Consider the following 14385-nt stretch of genomic DNA (forward strand, 5'->3'; position numbering starts at 1 on the left):
ATCCATGACAAAAGGAGTTGTTAAGGGGATTGTGTCCAATCTTGTAACCGTGGAGGTTGATGGTCCTGTTTCTCAAAACGAAATTTGTTTTATCACGGTAGATAAAACTCGTTTAATGAGCGAGGTTATCAAGATCATTGGTAGCAAGGTCTTCGTGCAAGTATTTGAAAGTACCCGTGGTATGCGTGTTGGCGACGAAGCCGAATTCATGGGGCACATGCTTGAAGTTACATTGGGTCCAGGTTTGTTGTCCAAAAATTTCGATGGACTACAAAACGACCTTGATAAAATGGAGGGGATATTCCTACAAAGAGGTTCGTATACCTATCCATTAGATGAGGGTAGAAAGTGGGATTTTAAGCGCATCGCTCAAGTTGGGGATACCGTAGAGGCTGGTTCCTGGTTGGGAGAAGTGGACGAAAATTTTCAACCTCACAAGATTATGGTTCCTTTTGTTTTTGAAGGAACTTATAAAGTAATTAGCATCAAGGAAAATGGACAGTATACTACGGATGAAGAAATCGCTGTTCTTGAAGATAAGAATGGGGTTAAACATTCTGTAACTATGATTCAGAAATGGCCTGTAAAAAGAGCTATCCCTTGTTATGCCGAGAAACCTCGCCCCTTTAAGTTATTAGAGACAGGTGTACGTACTTTAGATACACTTAATCCGATTGTAGAAGGTGGTACTGGTTTTATCCCTGGTCCTTTTGGAACCGGAAAAACGGTGTTGCAACATGCTATTTCTAAGCAAGCAGAGGCAGACATCGTTATTATTGCTGCCTGTGGTGAACGAGCCAATGAGGTTGTGGAAATTTTCGCTGAGTTTCCTGAATTGGTAGACCCTCATACAGGACGTAAATTGATGGAGCGTACCATCATTATTGCGAATACATCTAATATGCCTGTAGCAGCTCGTGAAGCTTCTGTATATACTGCGATGACTATTGCAGAGTATTATCGTTCTATGGGACTTAGAGTGTTGTTGATGGCCGACTCTACATCTCGCTGGGCACAGGCTCTTCGTGAGATGTCTAACCGTTTGGAAGAGTTACCTGGTCCAGATGCTTTCCCTATGGAGCTTTCTGCTGTTGTGGCAAACTTCTATGCTCGTTCGGGATATGTTTATCTTAATAATGGAAAAACTGGTTCTGTTACTTTTATCGGGACGGTTTCTCCAGCAGGAGGTAACTTGAAAGAACCTGTAACAGAAAATACCAAAAAGGTAGCTCGTTGTTTTTATGCTTTGGAGCAAGAACGAGCCGACAGAAAACGCTATCCGGCAGTAAATCCCATTGATAGTTACTCTAAGTATTTGGAGTATCCCGAGGTTCAGGAATATCTCTCCAAGCACATTTCATCGACATGGATAGAGATGGTACGTGAGGCAAAGATGAATTTGCAACGCGGTAAAGAAATTGCTGAGCAAATCAATATCTTGGGAGATGATGGTGTACCTGTAGAATATCACGTTGTGTTCTGGAAGGCAGAGCTTATTGACTTTGTTATATTGCAACAAGATGCTTTTGATGATATTGATTGCAATACTCCATTGGAACGCCAAAAGTATATGATGGAATTAGTTACAAGAATTTGTCGCTCAAACTTTGATTTTGAAGACTTTAATCAAGTAACAGCCTACTTCAAGAATCTCATAAATATCCTCAAACAGATGAACTATTCACTTTATGAAAGTGATGACTTCAAGAAGTATTATGCTCAATGTGAAGAACTCTTGAATAGTAAGGTGAATAACAATTAATAATCTCCCAAAAACTTATGGCAACACAAGCTTTTAAAAAGATATATACTAAGATAACGAATGTTACTAAGGCTACTTGTATGCTCAAGGCTACGGGAGTTGGTAACGAAGAGTTAGCTCAAATCCATGGGCGTTTGGCTCAGGTTGTAAAAATTGTTGGAGAAGAAGTTACGCTTCAGGTATTTGAAGGAACTGAAGGTATTCCTACTAATGCTGAGGTAGTTTTTATGGGCAAGGCCCCAACATTGAAAGTTGGAGACCAGTTGGCAGGTCGTTTCTTCAATGCTTATGGACTACCTATTGATGGAGGAGCTATACCCGAGGGACGTGAGGTTGAACTTGGGGGACCATCTGTGAACCCAGTGCGCCGTAAACAACCTTCAGAGTTGATTGCAACGGGTATTGCTGGTATTGACTTGAACAATACACTCGTAACAGGGCAAAAGATCCCTTTCTTTACTGACCCAGACCAACCCTTTAATGAGGTAATGGCTATGGTGGCGATGCGTGCTAAGAGTGATAAGATTATCTTGGGAGGAATGGGGATGACCAATGACGACTACCTTTTCTTCAAGAACACCTTTAGCAATGCTGGTGCTTTGGATCGTATCGTGAGTTTTATTAATACAACAGAAGATCCTTCTGTAGAGCGTCTTTTGATTCCTGATATGGCTCTGACTGCAGCCGAATACTTCGCTGTGGAAAAGAATGAGAAGGTTCTTGTTCTTTTGACTGATATGACCAACTATGCCGATGCTTTGGCTATCGTCTCTAACCGTATGGATCAAATTCCTTCAAAGGACTCTATGCCAGGATCTATTTACTCCGACCTTGCTAAGATTTATGAGAAAGCAGTACAGTTTCCAGAAGGAGGATCTATTACGATTATTGCTGTAACAACTTTATCTGGTGGAGATATTACCCATGCCGTGCCTGATAATACAGGATATATTACAGAGGGGCAGCTTTATTTGCGTCGCGATACCAATGTCGGTAAGGTGATTATTGACCCCTTCCGTTCTCTCTCTCGTTTGAAGCAGTTGGTTATTGGTAAAAAAACGCGTGAAGACCATCCTCAGGTGATGAATGCTGCGGTACGTCTATTCTCAGACGCTGCTAACGCTCAGACAAAAATGGAGAATGGTTTCGACCTTACGGATTATGACAATCGTTCTTTGGCTTTTGCCGAAGATTATTCTCGAGAATTATTGGCTATTGACGTAAATGTTGATACCGATGAGATGCTTGATACTGCTTGGAAGCTATTTGCAGAGCATTTTACCCCAACAGAGGTAAACTTGAGACAATCTTTGGTAGATAAGTATTGGGTTGGAGAGAAAAAGGCTTGATAGAGGCTATATAGGTTATGGCTATTAAGTTTCAGTATAACAGAACTTCGCTTCAGCAACAAGAGAAACAGCTAAAAATGCGTGTGCGTACACTCCCTACGATTAAAAGTAAGGAGAGCGCACTGCGTCTTGAGGTAAAGAAGACCAAAACAGAGGCGGCCAACTTGGAACGTAAATTGGAGGAGGGTATTTCCAGTTACCATCACATGGTTGGACTCTGGAATGAGTTTGATACGAGCCTCATTACGGTGCGTAATGTGCGCCTCTCTTCTAAGAAAATAGCTGGAGTGCTTGTGCCCGTACTCGACGGTATTGACTTTGAGGTGAAGTCTTTCAGTTTGTTTAATTCTCCTTCTTGGTTTTCCGAGGGGCTTGATCTCCTTAAGGTCCTTGCAACGACAGGTATCGAGGCTGAGTTCTTGGGTCTAAAGCTTGACTTTTTAGAGTATGCTCGTAAGAAAACGACACAGAAGGTAAATCTTTTTGAGAAGGTACAAATCCCTGGTTATAAGGATGCTATTCGAAAGATTAAGCGTTACTTGGAGGATGAAGAAAGTCTTTCAAAGTCTTCTCAAAAGATTATGCGTGCAAATATTGAGGAACGTGAACGTAAAGAGAAGGAGGCTGCGTTATGATTGAAAGAATGCATAAATATCTTTTCTTGGTTTATCACAAGGAGTACGAAGTTTTTTTACATCAACTACGTTCTTTGGGGGTAGTTCATATCAAGGAAAATAAGAATGCTAAGCAATTCGAAGAGTTACAGTCTTTGCTTTCTGTTAAGAAAGAGCTTGCGATTTTAACTCGTCAGGTGAAGAGTCGTCGTTCTAAAGAAGCGCCTGAAATAATGGAAACACTTCCTGCTACTATTGAAGAGGGGAAGAAGATTTCAGAAGAGATTGTTCAACTTTTCAAAGAAGAGGAACATTTGCTAAATCAGGTGGCCTCTCAGAAGAGGGATATTGCCTATTGGAATATTTGGGGAGAGTATAGTATCGAATTGTTACATAAGCTGAGGGATCAAGGCTATCCTGTTCGCTTCTATGTGGTACCTTCTCAACAATATCAAGAGGAGTGGGAAACTACATTTCGTGCTGTACGAATAAATGATTTAAGAGCTCAAACTTATTTTATTACAATAGGAGAGACTGCTACAGAAGAGCGCATAGAGGCAGAGGAAATAAAAGCACCAAAGTACACTATTGCAGAGAAAGAAGAGCAATTAGCTCTTTTAGAGCAGGAATTGCAAAACATACGCACTAAGATACAAATCTTTGCAGATAATCGTATCGGAGAGTTGCAAGGGTATGATTTGCTCTTGAGTCGTCAATATGATTTTTCTAATGCTTTGCTCCAAGCCAATGCAGAAGCAGAAGATACTTTAATGCTTTTGGAAGGATGGGTGCCTGAGAAGATCTCTGAGGAGGTAACCAAGGGCTTAGCTACTACTTCATGCTATTTTAAACAGGTAGAAATTGAAGAGAATGATACTATTCCCGTAAAACTATCGAACAATCGTTATGCACGTTTGTTTGAACCCATTACAAAGATGTACTCTTTGCCTAATTATGGAGAGATAGATATTACGGCTCTTTTTGCCCCTTTCTTTATGCTCTTCTTTGCTCTCTGTTTTGGAGATGGAGGTTATGGATTGCTTCTTCTTTTAGGAGCAACTTTTGCTAAGATAAAGACGAAGTCTCACTCTGTAAAATCTCTTTGTTCCATGATGCAGTGGTTAGGTGGTACTACGGCTATTGTAGGGTCTCTTATGGGAACTGTATTTGGAATGGTAATGCCTTGGGCTGGAGATAATCTGTTGGGGAGTGTTAGCAATGATTACTTTTTAAATCAAGACAATATGATGGCTCTTGCCGTAGTGTTAGGGCTTATACAGATTGTTTTTGGTAAGTTCATCGCGGGTTATAAAACACAAAAGCAACGTGGCTTTAAGTATGGATTATCCAGCTACGCTTGGGCGATGCTCATATTATTTGGAGCATTGGGCTATGTAACCAGTATGCTATCTGCCTCTCAGGGAGATTGGGCTAAGGCGGTATCTCAAGTGTTCTTTGGTATAGCAGCGGTGTCATTTTTGATAGCTCTCTTCTACAATACTCCAGGAAAGAATATTTTCCTAAATCTTGGCTCGGGTTTATGGGCTACATACAATAATGCCTCTGGGCTTTTGGGAGATACCTTGTCTTATATCCGTCTCTTTGCCATTGGTTTGACAGGAGGAATTTTAGGAGGGGTATTTAACAACCTCGCTGTACAGATTGGAGGAGATTTACCCGTAGGACTCAATTTTATTGTGATGGGTATTATCCTACTTTTTGGACATGGTCTTAACTTTGGTCTCTGTATGATTAGTTCACTTGTACACCCTTTACGTTTGACTTTCGTAGAGTTTTACAAGAATGCCGAATTTGAAGGTGGTGGGCGTGAATACAAACCTTTCAAACTCTAAGTATAATAAAGCAAATCAAAATAATTTTTAAATTACATTTTTAAGTATGAATCTCGTTCTAACCTACTTAGGAATTGCCATTATGGTGGCTCTTACCGGTATCGGATCTGCAATTGGTGTAACCATTTGCGGTAATGCAACCGTTGGTGCAATGAAAAAGAATCCAGATGCTCTCGGTTCTTACATCGCCCTTTCAGCATTGCCTAGTTCACAAGGTCTTTATGGTTTTGTGGGCTTCTTCTTAGCACTTAACCTTGTTAATCAGTTGGGTGCTGGTCTCGATATGGTAGCTGCTTGGGCTATCTTTGGAGCAGGATTAGCTTTGGGGGTTGTTGGTCTTTTGTCAGCAATTCGTCAAGCACAAGTTTGCGCAAATGGTATTAAAACCATTGGAGGTGGTGATAACGTTTTCGGAGCAACTATGGTGATGGCCGTATTCCCTGAGCTTTATGCTATCTTGGCGCTTCTCGTGGCTATCTTGATCTTTAATGCTGTTCCAGCACTTGTTCAAGCTGCAGCTGCTGTAGTAGCATAACTGAAGTAGTTATCCCCCTTTTGGGGACAGATTAAAAAGAGGGAGGAGTTCTCGTTTTGGGAACTCCTCTTTTTTTGTGCGTTTGGCATGTGTATTGTTTAATGGGTACGATAGTGTCCTCAAAAAGTGTGTAAGCCGATAGTGTCCTCAAAAAGTGTGTAAGCCCCGTAGCTCTTAACTTTGAGGTAAGAAGAAAAAACAAACTAAGAACAATGGAGCTTACAACATCACAAAAGTCGGCAATTATTTCGGAAATGCTATCATCGGAGTCAGGTATTAACGAACTTATTCGTGTATTATTGAACACCTTCTCGGAGCAAGAACGTTCTCTTTTTGTCCAAGAGCATAAAGGCGAACAGTGCAATGGTTTCCGTCCCCGTCGATGGCGGGGCTATGGATGTAGCTTTGAGCTTCGGAAGTGTCCGAAAAAAAACTGGGATACTGTTCTATAAAACTATATTGGACAAATGTACGTCTTTTTTTTAAACAAGTTGATTTGAAGAACTAGCTCTTATCCTTTAAACTCTATCAGTTAATAAGATTACTGGTTATTAGAGGTCAATTGCCATATTACGGATTTCAAATCTCTCTTTTTAGATACTACTCGCATTTATTTCCCAATAAACCGCTATTGTTGTTCGATGTGTTTAAGGAGAGCGTGGTGTTAGGCTCCCCCTTTTAAGCAGTATAGTGTCCTGCTAAGCGATGGGTTAGAAGGGACATTTGAGCCACTAATGCACGGGGATGTAGCACTCTAACCTCTGGACCAAAACTCAATAATCGGGCTGTAAGTTCGGGATTGATAACAACTTTGAACTCGATAATATGCTCTCCTCGTTCGTTGCACCCTACAACTTTTTGCGAGTGATGTAAGGGTTTGGTTTCGATATATGGGTAAATCTCCTGAGAGACCCACAGGCGAATAAGCTTTGCCTTCATCTTCCCATACTTCGTTACTCCGATAACATCATCAAAAAATTGGGAAGGGTCAAAATCTTTACTCTCATAGTAGGGTGTGGAGATGTCGATTTTTATTTTCTGTATGCGATCTAAGGCAAGTATAATAAGTTTATTCTCTTTGTGATAATGTCCAAATAGAAACCAACGATTATTGAATTCTTTCAAAAGATAGGGCGATACTATGAAATCGTGACTGCGCTTTGCCTTGAAGCTCCGATACTCCAATCTTAGCACTTGCCGACGGATTATATGCGTATAGAGCTGGTTCAGCCAGTGTAGACCTTTCAGATTATTGTTTTGCTCAAATTGAATGATAGATCTACTCTGTTTATTGACAAGCGAGAGATAGTCGCGTAGTTTGTTCACCGACTCTGTAATCCCAACAAAGAAATCGAAGTACTCAAATTGAGCCAATACCTCTACTGCTCTTTGCATCTCCTCAATAGCCTCGGCAGAGAGAGGAAGGTGTGTAATGGAGAAATTCGGCTCTAAGTAGCGATAGTATTTGTTGTCATAAACTTCAATGGGTGCATTGTAGCCAAGTCTATCACTGCGCATCATTTGTATGTCGGCTTGTATTGTCCTGCGAGAGACTCCATTGGTAGAGCCATCGTACTCGTAAAGAGCTTTGGAGCAGGCATCAATAAGGTCGTCAAGCGTCCACCGTCGATAGGGGTTATTCAGACAGCGGTCTATGGTTTGGTAGCGTAGTAATGCGTTACGATTTACAGGCATAGTATATTTTTTCTGCAAAGTAAGCATTTTCTTTAAGTTGCGCAGATAGGTTGCGCACCCTATGCCGACCTTTGTCGTGTCAAATTTAATTAGAAGAGAAAATGGAAGTATTTATTTCGAACCAAGTGCCCGTATATAACTGGGCAAGCACGCTTAACGAGCGTGTAATGAAGGAAGTAGAACATCTATCCAGCCTCCCTTTCGTCTTTCATCATATAGCTTTGATGCCTGATGCTCATGCAGGAAAAGGGATGCCTATCGGGGGAGTACTGGCAACCCTCGATACCGTAGTACCGAATGCCGTTGGGGTAGACATTGGTTGTGGTATGTGTGCCGTGCGTACCGATTTGAAGGTAGCAGCTATTTCAGCCGAAGTGCTACGTGAGCAAATTTTAGAGGGTATCCGAAAAAGGATCCCAATAGGTTTCGACAAGCATACAGAGCCGCAAGAGGAGTGCTATATGCCTCAAGGTTTCGATACAGATAGCTTGACCGTGGTTTCTACGCAACTAAAGGCAGCTCGCAAGCAAATCGGAACATTAGGAGGAGGTAACCATTTTATCGAGTTACAGAGGTCTGAGGAGGGAGAGCTGTGGATAATGATACACAGTGGAAGTCGTAACTTAGGTAAAACAGTGGGCGATTATTATAATAAGCGTGCCTCACATCTTAATCGACAATGGTATTCGTCCGTAGCTCCTGAGATAGAGTTGCCGTTTTTACCCCTCCGTAGCCGAGAGTTTAAGCAGTATTGGGCAGAGATGGAGTATTGTATTGAGTTTGCTTTTTGCAATCGTCGCCTAATGATGCTTCGTATTCAAGAGGTGATTCGAGAAGTTTTTCCAGAGGTGGTTTTCGATGAGATGATAAATATAGCGCATAACTATGCCGCTTGGGAGGAGCACTACGGACAGCACGTTATTGTGCATCGTAAAGGTGCTGTGCGAGCAGATAAGGGACGCATCGGTATTATACCCGGCTCACAAGGCACGGCTTCGTACATTGTCGAAGGTCTTGGAGCAAAAGAGAGTTTTATGAGTTCCTCACATGGTGCTGGTAGGCAGATGAGTAGATCTCAAGCACGCAATACGCTATCTGTCGAGGAGGAGGCAGGGCGATTGGACAATCTTGGCATTGTGCATAGCATCCGCCAACTTCGAGACCTTGATGAAGCTCCCAGTGCTTACAAGGATATTGAAGAAGTAATGGAACGCCAAGCCGAATTGGTGCGTCCGCTTATCAAACTTATGCCGATTGCAGTTATCAAGGGTTGAGTCCCAGAGAATGTAGGCTATCTTGTTTAAGTTGTGTAAGGGATTGAGTCAAAAGATGATTTTGGCTCTGTCCCTTTATTTATACCTATAATCCAGTTTTATGATGGTGTGTCATAATGTGCAAATTGCTGTGTTTGGACACTGTTCTATGAGTGTTATACTTATCACAAGTGAAATGGAGGAGTAGGGTATTCTTTACGGAGATAACATTTTGTTTCTTAGCTCTGCTTTCTTTTTTTATGACTATCAAAACGTGTAGTCCAACATTGGACTGTACTGCGGAGAAAAGAACAGTAACCATCAAGAAAGAAACGATAAGCAAAGCAAATCAAAAGCAGAGAAACCGTCCGCCTCACAGTTTAATGCGATGAAGCGAACGCCTAAAGGGAAAATCATAAAGCACCCTAGTGTGATAAGTTGTGGAATGTAGTTATCGTTGATGTCTAATGGCTTCATATTTGTCTATGTTTTGATGCAAACATAAACAGGTATTCATCACTCTGGGAAATATCGGGAAAAGAAAGAGAATCGAGTTTTCTCCTTTAGGGAAATCTTTTCACTTGTCTCACGTTTATTCGAGTTGACAAGGTCAGCCCCGATTTTAACGAAAAGACTCATTCATAGTATTCTATCTCTTTATCAACCCCAATCTTCAGCACACCAGACATCGATAAAACGGGAGTCCCACAATAAAGGAATGGATAAGACTTCCGGTATAGTTCAAGAATTTTAGAAACACAATCTGATTCGGGGATAAAGTTAGCATCATTTCCTTTTCTGTCCTTAGGAAATCTGAATAAAAAAGAATTAGTATCAAGTGACGAAATTGTGTCTTTATATTGTTCTGTTATACGACGTAAATCTTCGCTTCGCCTCTTAAAATTTGGATTAGGTATTGATTCAATAGCAGGATTTATATGCTTAGCCAATATGTCGTAGAGGTTTTTCACAGAGTGAGTATGATATACCTCTTGACAATCTTCTTCCTCTACAATATCCCCCAGTTCCATTATAGAAAACTTAAGTCTTATTTCTAAGCAATGGCGTAATAAAAATAGCAGAGGTAAGTATACATCGTTGATTGATATTTGTTTGTACTTGATTGCGTGTAAAATATCTATAATTGCAAAATCATATTGAGTTCCAACAATCCCTAAAGTGTCACATTCTCCCATATGAAATGTTAGTTCCTCCTGAAGCTTTGGATCTATGTTACCCTTAGTCAATGAATTGCCATTATCCAGGAAGCAGCAATAATAATCGCAAGCTTCAAATGCTTTTATTTTTTCTTCTTTTCCAAAATGTGGTTTTCTGTCTTTGTCTGAAATATATCTCCAACAATCTCCTTCAGAATTGCAATTTAGACAATCAAAGTATTCTAAGAATTTTGCTTCGTTAATGTTGGCTATTGGGTACAAATCAGTCAGATTGTGAGTTTTGCCATAATGATCCCAAGGGATTCCGATGTTTGATATTTCCTTCTTCAAAAACAACTCAAGAGAATGCCGCATTACAAACAAGAAGGGCATGAATTTACGGTTGGTTTGAGTACGTTTTTGCTTTGCAATTTCAAGAAAAATATCATAAAACACCTTGTGGTATTGCTTGTAGTAGTATTCCCAAGTTCGTTCGTGTTTATTTCTGTTAATTTTAAGAAGGTTCTCTTTAAAGAGGCTGTCTAGCAGTTCCTTATTTTCTAAAATCATAATTTTCAAAGTTTAAAGTATTCGCAAGAAGGAAAAGTTGATATTAGGATGTCGTACTATGAAATAATCCTCCTTGCTTTTTTGCAAATATACTCATATTTACCTCTTCAAAGAGATTTTATTGGCTGTTTCACGCTTCTTCAAATTCACAAGGTCAGCATGATTTGGGTTGTGGACACATTCTTATGAGTGAGTATCTTCAATACCGTATAAATATCTGTACTCGACACGAGTTAGGGGGATAATGAATTTGACACACCTCCATAAATCTTTCTATTCAAAGGGTACGGCAGTGTTTCTCGAAAAGGTATAACCCTTTCGAGAGTTTGCACGGGAGGTTTTGAGAGTTTGCACGGATGCTTTCTAAAGTTTACACCTATGGGAGATTTTCTCCGCATAGACCTTTAAGAACGTAGGGTGGAGTGGAGCAATATTTACATGTCTTATTGTTGGATTTATACGCTCGGGGCAAGGCTTATAGACCTCGTTAAGAAATCATTTACACATCTTATCATTGGATTTATACCACTCCTTTTCCTATGATTTTTTATTGCCAAAAACTTTTCATAGGAGTCCGATAATACATCTTCTGTATACTGCCAAAATCTTGAGTGTCTCTCGAAAGTCTTTTTAGAAGTGAGAGGGAGATGCGCTATCGTTGTGAGGATTTTCTGCAAGTATCAATGCCTCTTTTTTTAACACGTGTAGAAAAGCCTGCCGATGAGAGTAGAAACCTCCTCTCTATCGGATGCCAGTGGTATAGGTACATATCTACAATAGTTGTCGCAAAAAAAGCACCCATACCCCGCTGAGTATGAGTGCTCTCCTAAGTTAAGGAAAATGCTTTTTTACTTTGTGTAACGCTCTTCAATTACAGACCAGTTGATAATAGACCAAATGTCTTTAACGTGGTCTGCACGACGGTTTTGATATGTGAGATAGTAAGAGTGTTCCCAAACGTCGATACCCAAGATAGGATTCAACCCCTTGCGAATAGGGTTACCTGCGTTTGGCTCTTTTTCGATTGACAAAACGCCATTCTCATCAGAAGCCACCCATACCCAGCCAGAGCCGAAAAGTGTAACACATGCATCAAGAACCTCTTCTTTGAACTTGTCGAAAGAACCCCATTGCTTATTGATAGCTTCAGCCATTTTACCGATAGGCTCACCACCAGCGTTAGGAGCAAACTGTGTGAAGTAAAGATCATGGTTGAGCGTTTGACCCGCATTGTTGAAGATCTTGCCTTCGCTCTTGCGAACGATGTCAATCAAAGAAGCGTTTTCAAACTCAGTTCCTTCGATTAACTTATTCAATGTATCTACATACCCACGGAGGTGCTTGCCATGATGAAATTCGATGGTTTCTTTGCTGATTACAGGGGCCAAAGCATCTGCACTATAAGGGAGGGTTACTAATTCGTGTTTCATACGCGATTGTCTTATTATTTATTTCTACTTATTCTAAATGTTTCAATAATCTCTTTCTACAAGCAAAACACTTACTCTATAGCATTTGTTCGATGAGTTGAAAGATTTTTTTGCTTCTTAATAAAAAGTGAGGTGAAAATCTTGTTTTGAGTGTTTTTCTTGAGCTAAAATGAAGTGTTAGTACTACGAAAAAAACAGTTTATGCCAAACTACGGACTTTTAGACAAACAAAAGAAACAGTGTGTTAGTGCCAGTAAGAGATGAGTTTACGGCGAAGAAAGATAGTTTGAAGTACAGAAAAGAGCAGTACAAAAACGAGAGTAAATAACACACTCAAACCATTGAAAGCGCTTGTATTCAGTACCTCCCAATAGGAAGTATAGGCATATCGAACTAAAAGGAGAGCCACTATAACGGCTATCCATGCAATGAGATTAATGCCCCAAATGAGGCTTGTATAGGTACGTCCCACTTCTTTGGGAGTGTAGCCTATGAGATAAAGAGTCTGTATACGTTCCCTATTTTTTACCATAATGAGGTAGACACTCAGCATGAGTAGGAAGAAAGCCAAGAGCGAGATAAGTAGACCAATGAAAAGCACCACGGAAAGGGCAATCCTGAAAAGGTAGATTATTTGGCTACTTTTCTGTGCATCGCCTGCTATCTCATAACCACTTTCACGTATAGCAAGGGTAGTGGTGGGGAGTTCCGAAGGCTCTACCTCTATCATAAGTCGAGAGGGTGCTTGCTCCTGATTGTGAGAGAGTTGCTCGTTACTCCACTGCAAAAAAGGCTCGGGTACGATGAAAGCGTTTATCCTCTGGGTAAAGCCTACCACTCGCCCTTTAAGGTAAAGCACACGACCATTATCTCCAACCAGTTGGAAGTCTATCGGTATTTGCTGGATGATGCTCTCACTCAGTTGAGGAAGTCCCTGACTTTCTGCCATAGAGAAGTTGTACAGGGTCAGAAAATCTTTGGGCACAATAATCGGGATAGAGGGGGCGTTAGGGTCGAAGCTCCACTCCGAGGGAGTAATATCGAGGAAACTATCGGGTATTGACTCAAAAGAGAGTAGTGAGGCCATGCCCTCTGCTCCATAGCTACGACTAATACTTGCAATGACTTGATAGCGAGCTGTTTGGAAAGCGCCTACTCGCTTTACGCCTTTTAGTTGCGTGAGCTGTTCTATTTCGCCTGCCGAAAAGCGTTTATAGCTACCTACTCCCAAGACCGAACCGATGGTCGAGAGGCTATGTACCTTTTTGGTTACCACGAGGTATTCATTGCCAGCGAGGCTATCCTCTTTATAGAAAAGGGCAGATAAATCTTGATACAACTGTACTCCTAACGAAATGATAAAAAGCCCGATGATATTGGAGAAAAGGAATCCCAATAGTTGTAACCAGCTGATGTGGTGGGTAACTAAAAATTGGATGCCTTTGCTTTTCATAGTTGGAGGGTGTGGGTAAAGGGAAAATCTAAGGAGTACCCAACCGAGGTAACCAATAGAGAGGAGCCTTCGGAGCGAGTCTTCTGCTCGAAAAGAGAGCCGACTATTTTATTGTTTATGGGGTCTAAATGGCTTACAGGTTCGTCCAAAATATAGAAATCTGCCTGCTGACAGAGGGTGCGTATGATAGCTACTCGCTGTTGCTCTCCCAAAGAGAGTTGGTTTACGGTGCTATTTTTTTTGTCGGCTATGCCCAACTGCTCAAACCATGCCTCTATTTCTTGTTGGGTACAAGTGTTGGTAAGTTTATTTTTTAGTAATACGTTTTCAATACTTGTTAGGTCTTTGAAAAGTTTGAGCTCTTGGGGTAGGAAAGCAAGAGCGGTACACCTCAGTTGGCTCCATCCAGAGGGGCGTAGGGCGCGAATATCTTTTTGGTCAAAAGAGATAGTACCCAAATAGTCGTTTCTTAAGCCATAAATAAAAGAGCAGAGCGAAGATTTCCCCGCTCCACTCTTGGCAGAAAAGAGGTAGTGGCCTCCCCTTTGCAGAGAAAGGGTTTGAGACCACACCTCACTTGATAGATTGGTTTGATGAGCAAACACGTTGGGAAGAACTTCTTCCAAGCTAATGGTATGCATCGTCAAAGTGCATGTTTTCTTAAGGTAGTAGAGGCATGACACCCCTTTTCCCTCTCCCTCTAAAAAAGGGGAG

General features: G+C 41.0%; 12 protein-coding genes and 2 pseudogenes. 7 read left to right on the forward strand and 7 right to left on the reverse strand.

Annotation, left to right across the window (positions count from 1 at the left end; all coding sequences use genetic code 11):
• Window positions 1-4 precede the first annotated feature (4 nt).
• The 6 genes and pseudogenes from JCM15907_RS05800 to JCM15907_RS05825 all read left to right on the forward strand — a co-directional run.
• A complete protein-coding gene (locus JCM15907_RS05800) occupies window positions 5-1762 on the forward strand; it encodes a V-type ATP synthase subunit A (RefSeq protein ID WP_025843078.1) in 1758 nt (585 codons plus the stop codon).
• A gap of 17 nt (window positions 1763-1779) precedes the next feature.
• Entirely contained in the window at window positions 1780-3111 is a 1332-nt protein-coding gene (locus tag JCM15907_RS05805) for a V-type ATP synthase subunit B (protein ID WP_025843079.1), read from the forward strand.
• A 17-nt stretch (window positions 3112-3128) separates the two neighbouring features.
• Window positions 3129-3746 carry a V-type ATP synthase subunit D gene (locus JCM15907_RS05810; protein ID WP_025843080.1) on the forward strand — a complete coding sequence of 206 codons (618 nt, stop codon included), beginning with the start codon at window positions 3129-3131 and terminating at the stop codon, window positions 3744-3746.
• The gene (locus tag JCM15907_RS05815) at window positions 3743-5578 is read left to right on the forward strand and encodes a V-type ATP synthase subunit I (RefSeq protein WP_025843081.1); all 1836 of its coding nucleotides are present in this window, start codon (window positions 3743-3745) and stop codon (window positions 5576-5578) included. The genes JCM15907_RS05810 and JCM15907_RS05815 overlap by 4 nt, the downstream gene beginning before the upstream one ends.
• 46 nt (window positions 5579-5624) lie before the next feature.
• Window positions 5625-6113: an ATP synthase subunit C-like protein gene (locus JCM15907_RS05820; RefSeq protein WP_025843082.1), complete on the forward strand. Its 489-nt coding sequence runs from the start codon at window positions 5625-5627 to the stop codon at window positions 6111-6113.
• A 212-nt stretch (window positions 6114-6325) separates the two neighbouring features.
• A pseudogene (locus JCM15907_RS05825) lies at window positions 6326-6529 on the forward strand (IS256 family transposase); the annotation flags it as partial.
• A gap of 262 nt (window positions 6530-6791) precedes the next feature.
• On the opposite strand, the gene JCM15907_RS05830 reads toward JCM15907_RS05825, so the two are convergent.
• Window positions 6792-7835 carry a helix-turn-helix transcriptional regulator gene (locus tag JCM15907_RS05830; RefSeq protein ID WP_242396815.1) on the reverse strand — a complete coding sequence of 348 codons (1044 nt, stop codon included), beginning with the start codon at window positions 7833-7835 and terminating at the stop codon, window positions 6792-6794.
• A gap of 74 nt (window positions 7836-7909) precedes the next feature.
• Here JCM15907_RS05830 and JCM15907_RS05835 point away from each other — a divergent pair, with 74 nt between their 5' ends.
• Window positions 7910-9082 carry an RtcB family protein gene (locus tag JCM15907_RS05835; protein WP_025843085.1) on the forward strand — a complete coding sequence of 391 codons (1173 nt, stop codon included), beginning with the start codon at window positions 7910-7912 and terminating at the stop codon, window positions 9080-9082.
• 300 nt (window positions 9083-9382) lie between these two features.
• Here the strand turns inward: JCM15907_RS05835 and JCM15907_RS13005 are convergent, their stop codons facing one another.
• The 6 genes and pseudogenes from JCM15907_RS13005 to JCM15907_RS05860 form a co-directional block, all read right to left on the reverse strand.
• Window positions 9383-9538 carry a hypothetical protein gene (locus tag JCM15907_RS13005; protein ID WP_159099919.1) on the reverse strand — a complete coding sequence of 52 codons (156 nt, stop codon included), beginning with the start codon at window positions 9536-9538 and terminating at the stop codon, window positions 9383-9385.
• A gap of 158 nt (window positions 9539-9696) precedes the next feature.
• Window positions 9697-10788, reverse strand: coding sequence for a hypothetical protein (locus JCM15907_RS05845; protein WP_025843086.1), 1092 nt, complete (start codon window positions 10786-10788; stop codon window positions 9697-9699).
• A 99-nt stretch (window positions 10789-10887) separates the two neighbouring features.
• Window positions 10888-11009: pseudogene (locus tag JCM15907_RS12845) on the reverse strand (site-specific integrase); the annotation flags it as partial.
• Between the two features lie 627 nt (window positions 11010-11636).
• The gene (locus JCM15907_RS05850; protein WP_025843087.1) at window positions 11637-12218 is read right to left on the reverse strand and encodes a superoxide dismutase; all 582 of its coding nucleotides are present in this window, start codon (window positions 12216-12218) and stop codon (window positions 11637-11639) included.
• A 244-nt stretch (window positions 12219-12462) separates the two neighbouring features.
• Window positions 12463-13671, reverse strand: coding sequence for a transporter (locus JCM15907_RS05855; RefSeq protein WP_036885568.1), 1209 nt, complete (start codon window positions 13669-13671; stop codon window positions 12463-12465).
• Window positions 13668-14312: an ATP-binding cassette domain-containing protein gene (locus tag JCM15907_RS05860; RefSeq protein WP_025843089.1), complete on the reverse strand. Its 645-nt coding sequence runs from the start codon at window positions 14310-14312 to the stop codon at window positions 13668-13670. Before JCM15907_RS05860 ends, JCM15907_RS05855 begins: the two co-directional genes overlap by 4 nt.
• Between the last annotated feature and the right edge of the window lie 73 nt (window positions 14313-14385).

Source organism: Porphyromonas gingivicanis JCM 15907 (assembly GCF_000614585.1).
Taxonomy (GTDB): domain Bacteria; phylum Bacteroidota; class Bacteroidia; order Bacteroidales; family Porphyromonadaceae; genus Porphyromonas; species Porphyromonas gingivicanis.

Excerpts from the sequence above, each read along its gene's own strand:
- JCM15907_RS05800 (WP_025843078.1), top strand. The coding sequence starts at position 5 with ATGACAAAAGGAGTTGTTAAGGGGATTGTGTCCAATCTTGTAACCGTG.
- JCM15907_RS05805 (WP_025843079.1), top strand. The coding sequence starts at position 1,780 with ATGGCAACACAAGCTTTTAAAAAGATATATACTAAGATAACGAATGTT.
- JCM15907_RS05810 (WP_025843080.1), top strand. The coding sequence starts at position 3,129 with ATGGCTATTAAGTTTCAGTATAACAGAACTTCGCTTCAGCAACAAGAG.
- JCM15907_RS05815 (WP_025843081.1), top strand. The coding sequence starts at position 3,743 with ATGATTGAAAGAATGCATAAATATCTTTTCTTGGTTTATCACAAGGAG.
- JCM15907_RS05820 (WP_025843082.1), top strand. The coding sequence starts at position 5,625 with ATGAATCTCGTTCTAACCTACTTAGGAATTGCCATTATGGTGGCTCTT.
- JCM15907_RS05830 (WP_242396815.1), bottom strand. The coding sequence starts at position 7,835 with ATGCTTACTTTGCAGAAAAAATATACTATGCCTGTAAATCGTAACGCA.
- JCM15907_RS05835 (WP_025843085.1), top strand. The coding sequence starts at position 7,910 with ATGGAAGTATTTATTTCGAACCAAGTGCCCGTATATAACTGGGCAAGC.
- JCM15907_RS13005 (WP_159099919.1), bottom strand. The coding sequence starts at position 9,538 with ATGAAGCCATTAGACATCAACGATAACTACATTCCACAACTTATCACA.
- JCM15907_RS05845 (WP_025843086.1), bottom strand. The coding sequence starts at position 10,788 with ATGATTTTAGAAAATAAGGAACTGCTAGACAGCCTCTTTAAAGAGAAC.
- JCM15907_RS05850 (WP_025843087.1), bottom strand. The coding sequence starts at position 12,218 with ATGAAACACGAATTAGTAACCCTCCCTTATAGTGCAGATGCTTTGGCC.
- JCM15907_RS05855 (WP_036885568.1), bottom strand. The coding sequence starts at position 13,671 with ATGAAAAGCAAAGGCATCCAATTTTTAGTTACCCACCACATCAGCTGG.
- JCM15907_RS05860 (WP_025843089.1), bottom strand. The coding sequence starts at position 14,312 with ATGCATACCATTAGCTTGGAAGAAGTTCTTCCCAACGTGTTTGCTCAT.